Below are 16,761 nucleotides of genomic sequence, written 5' to 3'. Positions count from 1 at the left end.
TAGAGCGAATAGAATTTTTTGGAATTCTATTCGCTTTTAGTTAAATTAAATTTTAATTCTGTTTATTTCGCTCTAACTCTAATAAATCTGCATATTCGGGACGATCTTTAAAGAAGTCAAAAATTGTTGTTTCTTCAATACCTACTTCTTTCTGTTTTTTATTGATTTCAATCAGTTGATCTTTAATTTTATAAAAATCCTTAACTCGTTCTTCTTCAGCATAGTTTTTAGCATTTTCAGCCAGCTTTGCTGTTTTTTCTTCAAGTTTAGAAGATAATTCATTACATGTAGTTGCAAAGTTATGCAACTTATCCCAAATACCCATTTCCACTATCTACCTTAAAATTATCAATAATTTAACTATACTTTAAATAACTTTCCACTTAACTACAAATAAGTTTTCAGCTTTACTTGAGCGATGTAGTCTTTGCTCCAATGCATCAATCATTGCATCACGCTTATCTGCGATTTCATCTTCAACATCAAAAACCTGCTGTCGCATGCGTCGTTTTTCTTTTTCAGTTTTTTGTATTTCTTCTTGCAATTTCTTTTCTGTCTCAATATCAGGTGCTTTGCGAGATTCTCGTTTAAGACTGGATATTTTTAACTTCACATCCTCAAGCATTTTCTCCACAGCAAGCAAACTATCCTCTGCCCACTGTTCTAGTTTGTCCCGTTCCTTTTTGAAAAACTCATCATTCAACTCCAAAGCATGGCTCAATGCAACTTGATACTGTTTATCAATATTTGCCTGAAATAACTCAGGAATCTGCTCTACCACATCAGCCAATACTGTTGCATTGACTTGAAGCAAACGCTCACACAAATCTACATCTAAAACCTTACCATCATCAGTCATTGCTGTGATGACAATATGCTCTTCTTCTTGAAAAGAATCCAGACTCAATACCGTAATAGATAACCAACCTTGTTGTCCTTTTAAATTCTCTAGTAGCGTTACCTTTTGACCATATTGGCTATAGTCAAACTGAATAAATTGTTTCAGTGTTTGTAATCCTTTGGCATTATCTAAAACAAATTCACCAAGAGAATGAGTCAAACGATAAATGAATGTATTTTCAGGGATTCTCTCACCTTTGCGTATAAGTTGATACTTTCCTGAAGGTGCATTCAAAACTGGAGATTTAGTTAAATCAAAACTTAGATTATGATCTTGAAATTTAGCAAATTTTTCAAGAATATATTTTGTCGACTGCCAAAACAACCGACTAATTTTATCCAACTGAAGCTCAGCCCTTTCTTTTTGAATCTTTAACAAATCATGAATATTTGCATCGAAATGCTTAAGTAATAATTCTTGAGTATGCTTCATTTTTTCATTGATTTGCTCTTCAAGCTCATCTCGTAACTGTTTAAAACTTCGCCCGATTTCTTCCGAGCTACGGCACTGATCATAAATCTCAGAAATCCGTTTTTCAAAATTAATACCACTTTCAACTGTTCCTAAAATATCATTCGAAGCACCAAACACACCATCAAACAATTGGAACTTATCTTTAAGTAATTCTAAAACTCTTTGATCCGCTTCATTTCTTTCATTTAAAAAATTCACAACGACAACATCAAACTCCTGTCCATAACGATGACATCGCCCAATCCTTTGCTCTACACGTTGCGGATTCCAAGGTAAGTCATAGTTAATGACCAATGAACAAAATTGTAAATTTACCCCTTCCGCAGCTGCTTCAGTCGCAATCAATATTTCTCCATCATTTTTGAAGAAATCAATCAAAGCCGTACGTCGATCAATTGCAGGAGAACCAGTAACATGATGGCTGCCCATATATTTACCCAACCACTTTTGGTAAATACCTGTATTTACTGGTGATGTATTACTCCCATTAAATCCAATTACTTTTCCGTTATACCCACGCGCTTCTAAGAATGAAATTAAGTATTCCTGTGTACGCTTTGATTCTGTGAAAATTACAGCCTTGCGCTTGGCACCCATTTCAAACATTCTGGCAAACCCTTGCTCTATGGCTGAAAGCAATGCAAATGTTTTACTATCATCTTTAATTTTATAAGCTTGTTGTATATAACGTTCAATTTCTGCAATTTCAGATTTAATCAAACTCGTATCAATTTGCTCATGACTTTCTTCATCATCCATGTCATCCAGTAACTCTTCATCCATATCTTCATCAAGAATAAAATTACTTAACCAATCTTCATCTAAAGTTTGTTGCTCAAGTAGTTTTTTTAGACGCATCTGAATGGCTTCTAAAGTTGCAATCACAGCAGGTGTAGAAGATGCTAAAAGCTTCCTCAACACGATGGATATTAAATGTTTTTGTTGTTGTGGAAATGCATAACTAACTTCCCGTTGTAAATACGCACTTATTGAATTATATAAACTTTGTTCATCATCCGTAGGTGTAAATGGGACGGTTAAAGCATGACGATTAGTATATGGAACATATTCCAAAACATCTTTACGCAAGGTCCTTTGCATAAATTGCTGAATTCTTTTTTTAAGTGCCTGAATATCTCCATCAACCACATATCTTGAACGGAATGCCTTCTCATCACCAAATAAGTGCTCATCAATAATAGTACTTAACCCATAAAGCTCCATTAAGGTGTTCTGCAATGGAGTTGCTGTTAACAATAACTTTTTCTTACCTACCAAAGAGCGCTTAAGACTATTCCCAATTTTATTACTTGAACGATGAGCATTACGTAATTTATGTGCTTCGTCTATCACTATCAAATCCCAAGGAATTTGTACCAAAGCATGTTCCATTCGATTTGCAAAAGGATAGGAAATTATGGAAATCTTCCCATTTTTAAATGGATCATAAACACCTTCTTTGCGTGCTATATTCCAAGTTTTCAAATCCAAAACTTGCGTAGGCAAATTGAACTTATCTTGTAATTCTTGTGCCCATTGTTTACGTAAAGATGCAGGGCAAATAATCAATAAATTTCGACGTCGCTCTGCCCAATATTGGCAAAGTACAAGTGCTGCTTCAATAGTTTTACCTAAGCCAACTTCATCTGCAAGAACAACACCTTTGCTCAGTGGGTTATTCAAAGCAAAAAGTGCAGCTTCAATTTGATGGGGATTTACATCGACCTGAGCATCAAACAATGACTGAGACAAACGATCAACGTCAGATGCCGAGCGCTTTTTTGTAATTTCCCATGCAAAATATTTTATTTGGTGGTTAGTATATAGCATTGTTATAAAATTAAATTTGTATGTAGATTGAATATACCAACCTATTCTTGTTATTAAAAGAATAAAAAAATAAGGGAGCTTTCGCCCCCACACTTATCGGCTTTGTATCTTACCTTCAATCCATTGATGGGCTTCTAAAGCCACCCAACCAATGCGTGATTCACTTAAGCGCACTGGTTTTGGGAAACTTGCATTGTAGTACTTTGAATCCACATTGATCATTTCATAGATTTTTGCCCGACTGATACTTGTGAATTGAATCACTTCTTTAATATTGATAATCTGATTCATCTGAAAAGTCTGACCAACAAACGCATTCATGATGTTTACTCCTAATCTGTAATGCGAGCGCTACTGCTCAAATAACCCCAAAGTCTATAATTTTTTAACCTTTGAGCTCATTCAGTTCACCGCCCTCACACTTCCCTGCTGAATATTTCGTACAAAACCATCCCCATGATCGAGCTTAATTTTAACTTTAGATTTTAGCTCAGGCTGAGTTTGTTCAGATTCAACAAGCTCATCCGTATAAAACTCATTTACTTAAATTAACATCAATCACATAATCCTTAAGCCCCCCAAAAAACCCCAATTGACTAAACCCACCCCAAAACTTATCATTCAACTGCTGACCTACATTGTCAGTCGGTTTTGACAGACCGTTTCCTAAGAGCACTAAAAGAGTTCATCTTTTGGTGTGAGTTCTCGTGCTCCCTCTGCGGTAGAACGGGAGGGGGACACCTTCGGGTGTGCTGATTCTTAGGTTCAGTCTGTCAACCCCTTTTCGTTCTGCCACCATAATCAATTGACAGTGATTCGGCAGGACTTCTTTAACCTAAGGAGTCAACCATGACAAAGCATTTCTTATTTTTATTCCTTTCTCAAAAACGTTTTAGGCATATCCCCTGCCTTTGGCAAAATTTATAGATTTTATTTCAGCTTAGATTGATCTAAAGGCATAACTGCTCTTTGGACAGGCAAGCTACGCCTTGAATTTGATCAAATCGCTGAATCTAAATTTAAAAAATAACCACAACAATAAAAGAGAGAGAATGATGAACATTCACACTTCAATTTTAATCATCACCTGTTCACTCCTGACACTCGGTTGCGCCAGTAAATCAGAACGCGAGTTTATCAGTGGCTGTCAGTCTACAGGTATGGACCGCAGTGCATGCAAATGCGCCTATAAAAAACTCGAAAGCAAATACGGAGAAGACAGTTTAAAGAACAACCTCTACACACTGACTCAGAGCGAATCATTTCAATACGACTTGATGCAAAGCGGTCTGCAATGCTTGAGGGAGTAAGTCATGAGAACGATAGCAGCAATCGTTTGTGTGATCGTGATCATCTGTTTTCTAGGGCTTCCCTTTATCGGCTTGATGATCATGTTTGGACTGTTTTACCTACTTCTTAAATTTGCACTTGGGGGAAAATAAATGAATACATCCATTACATCTTGGCTCATTCGTGGCTACTTCATCATTGGCTTACTATTTGCCCTCTACCAAAACTATTGGGGATCACAAAGCTATAAATCATTTGCCTACCATTTAGGGCAAGGCGTGATTTGGCCTGCGGTGATGTTTCCTTCTGTGGGTAAATTTATTGGTGGTGTACTGATTCTTTTGATTGTGGGCGGATTACTGCTCAAGCCTAAATAAACTTTAGCGTTGATCAGCTATTGATAAAAAACTAAAAAGGAGAATGACATGAAACTTCAGCCACAAATCATCATCAATCTAATCATGATCGTCGCACTAATCGCGATTATTTATATTTTATTCAATCAATCCAAGTCAAACCTACAAAAAAATGATCATGAGACAATCATCCAGTCTGAACCAACACAAAAGTCGGCGTCAGACGTCGCAGTAGATAAGGTATCTGCACAGCCTTCCGCTAGTCTTACTTCATCAACTCAACCAATACAAAGCGTTAAAAAGTCATCAAATTCAGTGATTAAAATGCAGCATTGTGGAGCAAATGAATACAGTGTTGATTGTTCTAACACTGCGTATCCACTGATTTGGTTTATGTATAGTGCTGACCCTAGACCCAATGTTGATCAGATAATCAGTATTGAATTTATGAAAGCCAATCAATTCAAAGACCTGTGGATCGACGAATTAAAAATTTCGACTCAAGATAACAAATCATGTCAAGTGGTTACGTGGGGAGCGAATGGTGAAAACTTAACTGATGAAGGCTTAAGTATTATTTTAGATCACTGCCCGATGAAACAAATCAAATCTGTAGACCTTAAAATAGAAGGTCAGGTTTATCGGTTCACTTAACTGTGATTGATCTGCTTAAAACGTCAAGCACAAGTAACCTGTAATTTTTACTGAAACCGATCTGTTTTAGACACATCGGTTTTATTTCAATCTGATCGAATAGGACGAACTAAAATCTACTCACTTCAACAGACTTGCTAGCCTGATCGAAAAATAAGAGCTTATCTCGTTTCAGTCGGCGTCACTACATCTGCTGACTGACACACCTCTTGCCACTTGACTTTGAAATCATCAATGGCTTTTTGACGGGTTAAAGGAATTTGATAAATCGGAACATCCTTTGCATCGTCAATCATACCTTTTAACAATACCTGTTCTTTTGCAGACAAGGCTTCAGGATTAAAGTCCACATCATCCAGCGACAAACCACTTTGACGTAACTGCATTAACATTGCGGAGGTTTCTTCAACCAACTGACATTCGTTCGGAACTTCAGCATGTGCAACCGAAACCAAAAATAATAAAATACTGAATCTTTTCATTCTCAATTGTTCTGTTTTTGACTTCATTGAGTTATACGATATTTAAACTGTTTTTTGAAGCAAATAGATACATATCCACTGAATGAATCAGACAATTCCCTATTTCAATTCATACTTTCTTGAATTAGTATCAAGTGAAAAGAACTTCTCGATATATGCAAAGGAGGTGAAATACAAAATAAAAATCATATAGATGTAATATTCTCTTTAGATAATGATGATGCAGTACCTATTAGCGATTCAAACAAGTTTATGACATAAAACTGCTATTCGGGAGCAACAATGAATAACAGCGCCAATTATGTAAGACAAGTCAAAAATGCTAAACGTGGTGGATACACCCCAACTATTGCCAAGGATGTAAATAAACATAAAATTCAGAAAGCTATCCAGTTGATTGAGCAATGGAGAAAACTCGCAAACGAATTGAAACCCCAAATGCAATTTGATATGGCAATCACTCTAGAAGAATGCGCACAAGATTTAGATCATATTTTGAGGAGAAAATAAGTCTATATTTTTAAATCGGATAAAGATTTATTCAAATTCACTAAAAACCATAAGGCTTACATTTCAGTAAGCCTTTTTGCCAGTACACAACCATTTCATCTCTATCGCATCCATCCACTTTAACTCATTTTTGCTAAGTGATTGATGCCACGAGACCATCCTAGAAGATATTTGATAAACAACCAACAATTCTAAGGAAAATCAAATCATTCAAGATCAGAAAAATATGGTTTGGATTTAAAAACACTTAAAAAATAATATGTTTTTTTGAAATAATAAATGCTTCACTATTTACTTATCAATTCAACTTTGATAAAAATAATGCATATTATTTCACACTAAAAAATAAATACTATGAAAAACTTCCAAATCGTTTTATTTGCAATTTTATTGCTTGCCAATAGTGTGGTTTTTTCAATGACTATTTTTGGTTAAGTTTCTAAAATCAGCACAATTCTAAAATTACATGACAGATCGCTTAAAAAACCAATCTATATTGTACAAACCGTCATTTACTAGTTTAATTCTTTTAACCTCTCTTCCAATATACAGCTTTCCTAAATACCTTAAAATCCTTGATTTTAAATAAAAAAACTTTAACTCACTCAAGTGCTTATTTTTTGGCTTGCATTCTTATCATTTTTCTGTAAAATTCTCGCCACGTTGCCGGCATAGCTCAGTTGGTAGAGCAACTGACTTGTAATCAGTAGGTCCACAGTTCGAATCCGTGTGCCGGCACCATTTTTTACTTAGCCTCGCTTTTTAGTGAGGCTTTGTTGTTTCTGAATCATGCTTTTTGCATCGTCATATTCGGTCTTCTTTTTCCGATTTCTTCAATTGAAAAATCTTATCTTTATGCTTTTATCGCACTGATCTGTATATAACGCACGATGCCCTCGTTAAACAGTGTTTCGCAGAGCTTGGCGGTCATCTGTATTTTGAATTGATCCAGCCCTCGCCCCATGTCTTTTCTAGCAGCAATATATTGACTAAACCCAGCAAATACCGCTGTAGAAATATCTTGAATCTCAATCTGGTTAAAATGATGTTGTGCTACTACTTGATGAATTTGCTGTTCTGTCTTTAAAGTTTTGAAACGAACATCTGCTGCTTTGAGTAAGCATTGATATTTGAGTTTTTGTTTTGAATTTAAATGGACATCTGACAGCATCAGATAATGAAAGGCTAAACGTCCTTTTGAATTTAAAAGTGGTACAACTGAAGTCAGAAATGAATTTAAATCACTATGATAGGCTGCATCAATACACATCACTACATCAAAAGCTTGAGAGAAAAGGTTTTTATTTAGATTCAAAAATGATTGGCAATGAACTGCTTTAACATGGGGAAGCTGCTTTTGAATTTGCTTGACGCAGTGTGGTTGTAGTTCTACTGCTTCAAGATGCTGAATCTGATAATGCGTTAACCAATATTTTAAACTCGCACCTTGCCCACAACCCAAATCTAGCACACGATCATGCGATTGAAGTTGCACGGCGTCTGCAAGTCCTTGTGCAAGCTGTTGGCAGGCTTGGGGGTAGGAAGACGTTGTCTCTGTCCACAAGCCGAGATTGGTCCAAGCACATTCAGCGGTATCGCCCAACATCTTTGCATTGATTGCATATTTATGTTTGGGAAATTGCTGCTGAATTGCTTGAATCCATTTCATGTTTAAATGCTCAATCTGAAAGTGATGCTGACACACCACTCATCTGATTTAGCCATTAATAACCGAGTTGTGGTGCGACCTCAACATTAGGCTTTAAACCTTTAAATGGCAATGGTGCATTAAATATCTCTGCAATATGCATTGCCGAAGTGACCGCTGACTCAAGGATAGGTAAGCCATCACATGACCATGAACCACAATAAAAGACTTTGCGATTTGCCACTTTATGGCGCGCTTGCAACTCTTTATTCAATGCAACAGTTTCAGAGTCTACAACAGCTCGTGTTAAGGTCACTGTTGAAATAATTTTCTTAGGATCAATTGTCGTAACTGGACGCCAAGTTTGGAAGACTGGAGACTTGCCCACCAGACTCGGTTCAATCGAGTTGAGCCAAACCGTGAACTGTTGCTTGGTAAATTTACGATCCATCATATAGCTCAACACGGACCAGTCTTTACGGTTTGGAGGCATCACCGTTGGATCGGTGTGCATGACCAATTCACCCTGCTCAAATTTAAACTTTTTCAAAAGTTCAATATCATCAGCAAACTGTTCAACATTTAAAAAACTGTCCAATTTGTTGGTCGGGGTGGCAACCACAACACGATCAAACTGGAATTGCTCGCCTTGGGCATTTTTAACCAAAACAGCTTCGCCCTGTTCTTCAACCAGCGTAATTTCAGAACTGCTATGTATATCAATGCCTTCGATTAATTTATCGACAAAAGCAGGTGTACCGCCATGTAAACGAAGCAATGCATCGCCATCAGTTAATTGCTTTAAAAAGATTAACAACGGCTTTGCTGGCCATTCACCAATCGTTTTAGGGTCACAGGTACAAATTGTATAGAGCACTGGCATTACCGCACCATGCCAAAATACTTCTTCGATTTCATTCTGATTTATAAAATCTGCGAGGGTAATCTCTTGATTTTTAGATTTAAAAAACTGAGAAATTGCTGTTTTAAGTTGCAACATCCCTTTCACCAAACGCCATCCGTACTGCTTAATGCCTTTGCGGTTATTGATAATCGGAAAATTACCAATCCGAGTACGAGAGGTGGTCAACCATGTTTCTGTTTTATCTTCAAATAACCAACTGCACGCCATAAAAGTACGTACAGGAAATGTTTTTATACCCAAATGTGTCGCTAGGCTAAGCGTGTTTTTCCATAAATGTGGATTCATCACACGTAATGGCGCATCAATTAAGCCACCTTCAAACTCAATACTGTGACTATCCATCCCACGACCAGGTAATGCTTCAAAGATGGTAATGTGATGACCTGCATCTTTAAGAATTCTTGCGGTAGCTAGGCCAGCCATACCACTACCAATCACTGCAATATCCAAAGTTATTATCCGTGCGTAACCATTTTTTTTATTATGAGCTATAGCGGATTAAATCACGGTATTAAAAAGTTCCACATTTAACTTTTTTTGTTGGAATTTTTTTAGAAAAAAATGCCCATTTTAAGCTTACCATTCATCGGAATCCTAAATATTGCGAATGTATGCGATCTACATGATTTATATTTCATTTTTATTTTCATATATTAAAAAATTCTGTTAAAAACATAAAGATAATTTAACTATTTATTAAAAAATCGTTTACAAACCGTATTTTCTTATTTAAAATTTACAGCATAAAAATGATAAGCAAATCACATTTATAATAAAAACAAATAATTATGACTATATCGACAATAAAAGAAACTACAGCACAAAAAGGATCTCTATAGTGTGGAATAGAGATCCTTTTTTTTCACTTTGAAATTTACCTATAGGATGAAAATTTTTGCTGTTGTTCGCATAATAAGCCTTGATCAATTTTTATCATTATGCTCAGAATTTAGACAAACAACCCAATATGTGCTTTACTTCACATTTTTCATTTATTATGATGCATGCAATACATTAAAACCATCGTATAAGAATAGCGATTTCGAATACAAGAAAACTACAGCGTAAAGAGCTTTTGATTGATGAGATCAAAGCTCTTTTTTCTTTTTCAGACCCGAACTTCATACAATTTCGAGTATAAAAAAGCGGATTTTACAATCCGCCTTTGTTTAAGCTTCTGCTGCAATTTCGCCGAATTTACCTTGATTGAAATCGTTAAAAGCTTGCACGATCTCTTCCTTGGTATTCATCACAAATGGACCATAACCCTGAATAGGTTCATTCAACGGTTTACCAGTCAACACCAAAAACTTAGCATCTTGCACCGCTTCAAGTTGAATTGCTACATCGCCATCTTGATCAAACATGACGATCGAACTGTCGAGTACTTTTTGCGTACCGTTGAGTAGCATTTCACCTTCAAGGACAACCACCAACACATTATGGTCAACAGGAACATGAACAATTTGCGTATGGTCTGCTTTTAATTGACCATCCCATACATTCACAGGGCTAAATGTTGAAGCAGCGCCTTGTTGTTCAGCATATTTTCCAGCAATCACACGCAAATGCCCTGCATCATCATCAAAATGAATCACAGGAATATCTTGTGCAGAAATGGCTTGGTACTTCGGTTGAGTCATTTTATCTGCCGCAGGTAAGTTTACCCAAAGCTGAACCATTTCAAACAGACCACCTTTTTCGGTAAACTCATGTGAATGGAACTCTTCATGAACTAAACCAGCGCCCGCAGTCATCCATTGCACATCGCCAGTTTTAATCGTTCCACCACCGCCATGTGAATCCTTATGCGTCACTTCACCTTGATATGCAATAGTTACTGTTTCAAAACCACGATGAGGATGCGAACCCACACCATGCTGTTCATGACTTGGTGCAAATGTGTAAGGTGCGGCATAGTCTAAAAGTAAAAACGGGCTGATTGCCTGACCTAGACGATCATAAGAAAACAAGCTTTTTACTGGAAAGCCATCACCCACCCAATGCATATTTTGATTGCGGTATACACCGATAATTCTTTTCATCTCAATACTCCTATCTCTAGGCTTTAATATGATTGTATTTTATGTTTTTTAAAGTGCTGAATACAGCAACCCATCAATACACTGTATCTCAAATATAGGACATTAAAGCCCAATACTCCCCCTTACATGCCCGATAATAATCTTATATATGGGATTATTTATCTCATTTTTTAGACTTATTTGTTCAATATAAACACCCTAAGATAAAGTCCATACAAAGCAATTTGTTTTGTTTTTAAGCACAATTTAAACTTTTTTAAATTCAGGATATAAAAAATGGGCAAACCTTACGTTCGTTTAAATAAAGAAGATGCAGCCGTATTATTAGTCGATCATCAAACAGGATTGTTGTCTTTAGTACGTGATATTGATCCAGATAAATTTAAGAACAATGTATTGGCACTCGCAGCAGCAGCCAAATATTTTAATCTTCCAACCATTTTAACCACCAGTTTTGAAGATGGTCCAAATGGTCCGCTTGTACCTGAGTTAAAACAACTCTTTCCAGATGCGCCTTATATCGCTCGCCCTGGTCAAATCAATGCTTGGGACAATGAAGACTTTGTGAAAGCTGTAAAAGCAACCGGCAAAAAGCAATTGATTATTGCAGGGGTTGTGACTGAAGTTTGTGTGGCTTTTCCTGCCCTTTCAGCCCTTGAAGAAGACTTTGATGTGTTTGTGATTACCGATGCTTCTGGCACTTTCAATCCACTCACTCGTGATTCAGCTTGGGATCGTATGAGCAGTGCAGGCGCACAGTTAATGACTTGGTTTGGTGCTGCCTGTGAATTACATCGTGACTGGCGCAATGACATCGAAGGTTTAGGTACATTATTTGGCAACCATATACCTGACTACCGTAACCTGATCAACAGTTACAATCAGAATACTTCTCAAAAATAAGACAATCTGCTCTCAAATAGAAATGTAAGCGCTTACATTTCTATTTTGAGTTGATATGATTGAGTGTATTTTCCTATCAGTGATATGATCTAAACAACCCAATTCAGAGATATAGCTGTGCATTCTTTTGACGACTACTATTATTTTTATTTGGTTGTAAAGCATGGCGGATTTAGTGCTGCAAGTGAAGCCAGTAACATTACCAAGTCAAAACTTAGCCGACGTATTTTGGAGTTGGAAGCAAAATTCAATGTCACTTTAATTCAACGTTCGACACGGCATTTTAAAGTCACACCTTTAGGGCAAGAATTTTTTGAAGAATGCTCCAAGATTATTGATCAAGCTGATACTGCACAGAATGTACTGTTAAAGCAAAAAGTTGAATTGCAGGGACTGATTAAAATTAGTTGCCCTCCCGTGATGTTAGAACACCAAATTCGTCCTATTTTAAATCAGTTTTTAAAAAAATATCCCAAGGTCAATGTTGAATTAGCATTGACCAGTCGACGTATCGATGTTTTGCATGATGATATTGATTTGGCGATTCGTACCAATTTCACCATGAATGAAGACTCTAGTATCATTGTTCGTGACATTATTAAAACCACGCATTGCTTAGTCATTAGTCCTGAACTTTTAGGCGACCGTGAAATTCAGCATGTCATCGAGTTATGTGAATTTCCAAGCATTGTTTTAGGTACAGACAAACAGCATTATCATTGGCATTTACATCATAACAAGCAACAAGAGGAAATCGATATTCCTCTGCAACCGCGTATCAAGAGCAATGACTTGATGGGTGCCTATTATGCAGTTTTGGATGGTTTAGGCATTGCCGATCTGCCTTATTTAACCGTAGAACAAGATATTGTTTCGGGTCGTTTGATTCATATTTTACCTGAATGGTGTTCCAATATCGGGACTGTACAACTGGTTTATGCATCCAGAAAAGGACAACGCTTAGTGATGGAAAAACTCATTGAGGATCTTGTTGAAGGCATCCGTGCTTATGCCCCTCAACAAGAGGGTTATCTACTTTAAAATCTAGATGCTTTCTGGAACAGAACAATAGACACCATAACCGCTCGCCAACCGACCTAGATCGTAAACTTATCTCCCATCATGATTTCCAACTCATCAAAACTTACCGAGATTCACTAGTTCTAAGGAAATAACATATTTAATAATTTCAATCACTTTTTTTGTAGCAGGTGTCAAATAGGTATTAGGCGACATAGATAAAGCAATAAAGCGTTTAATAGATGGAGATATAATCTTAGATGCTTTTATATAACAATTTTTAGAAGCATTTTGAATGGCTTGTGGTCCAAGAATGGCATAGTAACCAAAATTTTCAATTAAATGTGTTTGCATCGATATAGAGTCAGCTTGAAATACAATGTTAAGATGAATATTCTGTGCTTTTGCAATCGCTTCCAAATGAGAAACCCAACTGTTTGGTCGACAAAAAGTCACTATAGGGTTTTGATCAATCTTACTAAATTCAATTTCATCCATCTGTACTAGAGGATCATCACCTCGAGCAACAAAATAACTATCCACTTCTGTTAAATATTGATCACCATTAGATGCTTCATGATCAAATCTATATAGTAAGGCTAAATCTACACTGCCATCATCTAACCACTTTTCAAGTTGAACGCCTTGTCCCTCACGTACAGATAGCTGAATATTAGGAAATTCCCGATGTAAAATATCACTCACGGTAGTTAACAGAGGATGTGCAGTCGAAGGTATACTTCCAATACATACTTTTCCCCTAATAATGTTTGAGGAGTTTTGGATTTCAAGCTCCAGTTTTTCCGTATAATCTATCCAACTTCTGATTTGTGGCAATAAAAACTGCCCAAAATCAGTCAAAACAACACCCCGCCCTGTACGGTGAAATAATATTTGACCGCAAAAACTCTCTAATTCAGTTATTTGTCTACTCACTTGTGGCTGACTTGAATTATGCAAGATTGCCACTTTACTCAGACTCCCTAACTCGTGTGCTTCTAAAAATATTTTCCATAACCTATAGTTCATCATCTCGTCCTTATAGTATGCATTTTTAGTATATCTGAAATGCTTTTTTTAAGTCTTCCGCCGCAAATATTATCCTCCTATACTTTTTAAAAGATCAATTAATTTATTTAAACTATTGATTTTTATTAATTTAAAATATTTAAGGAAAAGAAGATGAGTTTAGATTTACGAGGACTTACTCCTGCGCCCGTTACACCATTTACTCGTGAAGGCGCAGTTGATCATGATGCAATCCAACGTCTTGGTTCTTGGTTAGGGAGTATTGATGGTGTAAAAGGTTTAGTCGTTTTAGGACATGCGGGTGAAGGAACATTCCTTTCACAAAAGGAACAACAACAAGTTATCGAGAGTTTTGTTAAATCTGTAGATAATAAAATTCCAGTCATTGCGGGTATCACTTTAGAAGGAACAAATGTTGCCACTCAAGAGGCAAAACGTGCAAAAGAAGCAGGTGCTCAAGCTGGGCTTGTCTATCCATCTCATGGCTGGTTACGCTTTGGCTATCAAAAAGGTGCTCCTCAAGATCGTTACAAAGCAATCTATGAAGAATCTGGTCTCCCATCGATTTTATTCCAATATCCTGATGTGACAAAAGCGACTTATGATTTAGATACTCTATTAGAAATTTCAGCACAATCTGGCGTATTTGCCATGAAAAATGGTGTACGTAATATGCGTCGCTGGGATGTTGAAATTCCTATTATTCGCAAAGAACGCCCAGATCTTCAGGTTCTAACCTGCCACGATGAATACTTGCTTCACACGATGTTTGATGTAGATGGTGCGCTAGTAGGTTATGGGAATATAGCGCCAGAGTTACTCATTGAATTAATCAAGGCAGGTAAGGCAAAAGATTATGTCAAAGCACGTGAAATACATGACAAGTTATTGCCAGTAACACGCAATGTATATCATCGTGGTTCACATATGGAAGGCACTGTTGCATTAAAACATGCTCTAGTTGCCCGTGGAATTCTAGAGCATGCAACGGTTCGGTCACCATTACTACCACTACAAGATGGTGCTGAACAAGAGATTCATGAAGCAATGCGTCTTGCTGGTATTGTTTCTCGTTAGACTAGATCGAATTCATAGTCTGCATATAGCAAAGAGGATTAGTCAAAATCTAATCTTCTTTAGCTCTGAGAAACTAAAAAGCCTGACACTCGAATTATTAGAATATAATTTAAGTAAAAAACTATTGTAATTAGTCATTTAAATTAAAAACTGCTGCCATCGGATAGGCAGTTCTAATTATTTTCAAATGGAGATTGTTATGTCAAGTTCCACACAAAATCAGAATATATCGCCCCAAAAATTTATAGAAAATCAAGCCAACATTATTGCACGTCTTGAACGTATGCCTGTTACAGCAAAGTTGCAATTTATTCGAATTGTGATTGGTATAGCCACTTTTTTCGATGCCTATACAGTGTTGGTCATCGCATTTGCCATGCCACAACTAGTGCAAGAGTGGAATCTCACACCATCACAAATCGGAATGATTATTGCCGCAGGATATATTGGGCAATTCTTTGGTGCGATTATTTTCGGGTCCTTAGCCGAACGCTTTGGTCGAATGAAAATGATGTTTTTTACGATCTTATTGTTTGTTTCAATGGATATCGCTTGTATTTTTGCATGGAGCGGAACCTCCATGATGTTATTTCGTTTTCTACAAGGTATTGGTACAGGAGGGGAAGTACCGATTGCCAGTGCTTATATTAACGAAATGATTGGCGCTGAAAAACGGGGGAAGTTTTTTTTACTCTATGAGGTTATTTTCCCTGTAGGTCTTATGTTTGCTGGAATGGCAGGATATTTTTTGATGCCATTATATGGCTGGAAAGCATTATTTATTGTTGGGCTAGTGCCTTCTCTGTTAGTCATTCCTTTGCGTTTTTTCATGCCAGAATCTCCACGATGGCTTGCTTCAAAGGGACGCTTCAAAGAAGCCGATAATATTGTAACTTCTTTTGAAAAAGCGGCGCTTAAAGCAGGTAAGTCTTTGCCAACACCTATAATAGATGAAGATTCAATTAAAAAAACGGAGCAAAAAAAAACCAACTGGACAGAATTATTTCAAGGTATTTATCTCAAACGTACTTTGACGCTATGGGGACTTTGGCTATCTGTTTATACCGTCAATAATGGACTCGTCACTTGGCTACCTACTTTATATAAACAACATTTTGGTTTGGAATTACAAACTGCATTGGGTTATGGGTGGTTTACTTCAGCCATCGGGGTCATTGCCTCTATTATTTGTGCCTTAATGATTGACCGTGTTGGACGTAAAAAATGGTATGCCTTTGCTTATCTTCTTGCGACAGTACCATTCATCTGTCTGACAACACTTGGTGCAACTTCTGCGAAAGAGGTCCTCATCTTTGCCACTCTAAGTTATGCCATCTTACAAACTATTTCTTTTTCACTCTATCTCTACACAGCAGAACTTTATCCAACTCGTATCCGAGCTGTAGGACTTGGTTTCTCAAGTGCCTTACTGAGAATGGGTTCATCAATAGGTCCAATGATCGTTGCTTTTACTATTTCTGGTTTTGGCATCAAATATGTTTTTTCCGTTATGGCATGTCTTGTGCTAATTGGTGGAATTATAACAATTTTATTTGCCATTGAAACTAAAGGACAAGTTTTAGAAAAATTATCACCTTAATGATCAAAGTGAACAAA

At 36.8% G+C, this 16,761-nt stretch carries 17 protein-coding genes, 1 tRNA gene and 1 pseudogene; 10 read left to right on the top strand and 9 right to left on the bottom strand.

Annotated features, from left to right (window positions below; all coding sequences use genetic code 11):
- Positions 1-52: 52 nt before the first annotated feature.
- The 4 genes and pseudogenes from TOL5_RS01155 to TOL5_RS22335 all read right to left on the bottom strand — a co-directional run.
- Positions 53-325, bottom strand: coding sequence for a hypothetical protein (locus TOL5_RS01155; protein WP_106439006.1), 273 nt, complete (start codon positions 323-325; stop codon positions 53-55).
- A gap of 42 nt (positions 326-367) precedes the next feature.
- Positions 368-3,127 (bottom strand): SNF2-related protein, encoded by a 2,760-nt coding sequence (locus TOL5_RS01150; protein WP_228740305.1) that lies wholly within the window; start codon positions 3,125-3,127, stop codon positions 368-370.
- A gap of 171 nt (positions 3,128-3,298) precedes the next feature.
- Entirely contained in the window at positions 3,299-3,526 is a 228-nt protein-coding gene (locus tag TOL5_RS01145; RefSeq protein ID WP_121774536.1) for an AlpA family phage regulatory protein, read from the bottom strand.
- Between the two features lie 81 nt (positions 3,527-3,607).
- Positions 3,608-3,748 (bottom strand): annotated as a pseudogene (locus TOL5_RS22335) (hydrolase or metal-binding protein); the annotation flags it as partial.
- Positions 3,749-4,260: 512 nt separating this feature from the next.
- Here TOL5_RS22335 and TOL5_RS22330 point away from each other — a divergent pair.
- From TOL5_RS22330 to TOL5_RS01135, 4 genes are read left to right on the top strand one after another with little or no spacing between them, the layout of a single operon-like run.
- Positions 4,261-4,515 (top strand): hypothetical protein, encoded by a 255-nt coding sequence (locus tag TOL5_RS22330; protein ID WP_080740844.1) that lies wholly within the window; start codon positions 4,261-4,263, stop codon positions 4,513-4,515.
- Between the two features lie 3 nt (positions 4,516-4,518).
- Positions 4,519-4,647, top strand: a complete 129-nt coding sequence (locus TOL5_RS22595; protein ID WP_009585514.1) for a hypothetical protein — start codon at positions 4,519-4,521, stop codon at positions 4,645-4,647.
- Positions 4,648-4,872, top strand: coding sequence for a hypothetical protein (locus tag TOL5_RS01140; protein WP_005035236.1), 225 nt, complete (start codon positions 4,648-4,650; stop codon positions 4,870-4,872).
- 48 nt (positions 4,873-4,920) lie between these two features.
- Positions 4,921-5,505, top strand: a complete 585-nt coding sequence (locus TOL5_RS01135) for a hypothetical protein (RefSeq protein WP_121774537.1) — start codon at positions 4,921-4,923, stop codon at positions 5,503-5,505.
- Between the two features lie 161 nt (positions 5,506-5,666).
- On the opposite strand, the gene TOL5_RS01130 is transcribed toward TOL5_RS01135, so the two are convergent.
- Positions 5,667-6,014, bottom strand: a complete 348-nt coding sequence (locus tag TOL5_RS01130; RefSeq protein ID WP_171428648.1) for a hypothetical protein — start codon at positions 6,012-6,014, stop codon at positions 5,667-5,669.
- Positions 6,015-6,269: 255 nt separating this feature from the next.
- Between TOL5_RS01130 and TOL5_RS01125 the strand changes: the two genes are divergently transcribed.
- Positions 6,270-6,497 (top strand): hypothetical protein, encoded by a 228-nt coding sequence (locus TOL5_RS01125; protein ID WP_004826172.1) that lies wholly within the window; start codon positions 6,270-6,272, stop codon positions 6,495-6,497.
- A 665-nt stretch (positions 6,498-7,162) separates the two neighbouring features.
- A tRNA-Thr gene (locus TOL5_RS01120) sits at positions 7,163-7,238 on the top strand.
- Positions 7,239-7,350: 112 nt separating this feature from the next.
- Here TOL5_RS01120 and TOL5_RS01115 read toward each other — a convergent pair.
- The 3 genes from TOL5_RS01115 to TOL5_RS01105 form a co-directional block, all read right to left on the bottom strand.
- On the bottom strand, positions 7,351-8,166 hold the full coding sequence (locus tag TOL5_RS01115; RefSeq protein ID WP_121774539.1) for an SAM-dependent methyltransferase: 816 nt from the start codon (positions 8,164-8,166) through the stop codon (positions 7,351-7,353).
- Positions 8,167-8,221: 55 nt separating this feature from the next.
- Positions 8,222-9,520, bottom strand: coding sequence for an FAD-dependent oxidoreductase (locus TOL5_RS01110; protein ID WP_042087870.1), 1,299 nt, complete (start codon positions 9,518-9,520; stop codon positions 8,222-8,224).
- Between the two features lie 719 nt (positions 9,521-10,239).
- Positions 10,240-11,115 (bottom strand): pirin family protein, encoded by an 876-nt coding sequence (locus tag TOL5_RS01105; RefSeq protein WP_121774540.1) that lies wholly within the window; start codon positions 11,113-11,115, stop codon positions 10,240-10,242.
- A gap of 276 nt (positions 11,116-11,391) precedes the next feature.
- Here TOL5_RS01105 and ycaC point away from each other — a divergent pair, with 276 nt between their 5' ends.
- Positions 11,392-12,018 (top strand): isochorismate family cysteine hydrolase YcaC, encoded by a 627-nt coding sequence (gene ycaC / locus TOL5_RS01100; RefSeq protein ID WP_004826162.1) that lies wholly within the window; start codon positions 11,392-11,394, stop codon positions 12,016-12,018.
- A 117-nt stretch (positions 12,019-12,135) separates the two neighbouring features.
- Entirely contained in the window at positions 12,136-13,059 is a 924-nt protein-coding gene (locus TOL5_RS01095) for a LysR substrate-binding domain-containing protein (protein WP_121774542.1), read from the top strand.
- A gap of 96 nt (positions 13,060-13,155) precedes the next feature.
- Here the strand turns inward: TOL5_RS01095 and TOL5_RS01090 are convergent, their stop codons facing one another.
- Positions 13,156-14,067 carry a LysR family transcriptional regulator gene (locus TOL5_RS01090; RefSeq protein ID WP_121774543.1) on the bottom strand — a complete coding sequence of 304 codons (912 nt, stop codon included), beginning with the start codon at positions 14,065-14,067 and terminating at the stop codon, positions 13,156-13,158.
- 153 nt (positions 14,068-14,220) lie between these two features.
- Here TOL5_RS01090 and TOL5_RS01085 point away from each other — a divergent pair, with 153 nt between their 5' ends.
- Both TOL5_RS01085 and TOL5_RS01080 read left to right on the top strand, forming a co-directional pair.
- Positions 14,221-15,144: a dihydrodipicolinate synthase family protein gene (locus tag TOL5_RS01085; protein ID WP_121774544.1), complete on the top strand. Its 924-nt coding sequence runs from the start codon at positions 14,221-14,223 to the stop codon at positions 15,142-15,144.
- 199 nt (positions 15,145-15,343) lie between these two features.
- Complete coding sequence (locus tag TOL5_RS01080) at positions 15,344-16,744, top strand: MFS transporter (protein WP_121774545.1); 1,401 nt, start codon at positions 15,344-15,346, stop codon at positions 16,742-16,744.
- The last annotated feature ends 17 nt before the right edge of the window (positions 16,745-16,761 follow it).

The organism is Acinetobacter sp. Tol 5 (assembly GCF_019702905.1).
Lineage (GTDB): Bacteria > Pseudomonadota > Gammaproteobacteria > Pseudomonadales > Moraxellaceae > Acinetobacter > Acinetobacter bereziniae.
Note: the sequence above shows the minus strand (reverse complement) of the source record. Positions and strands in the feature narration are given on the sequence as shown.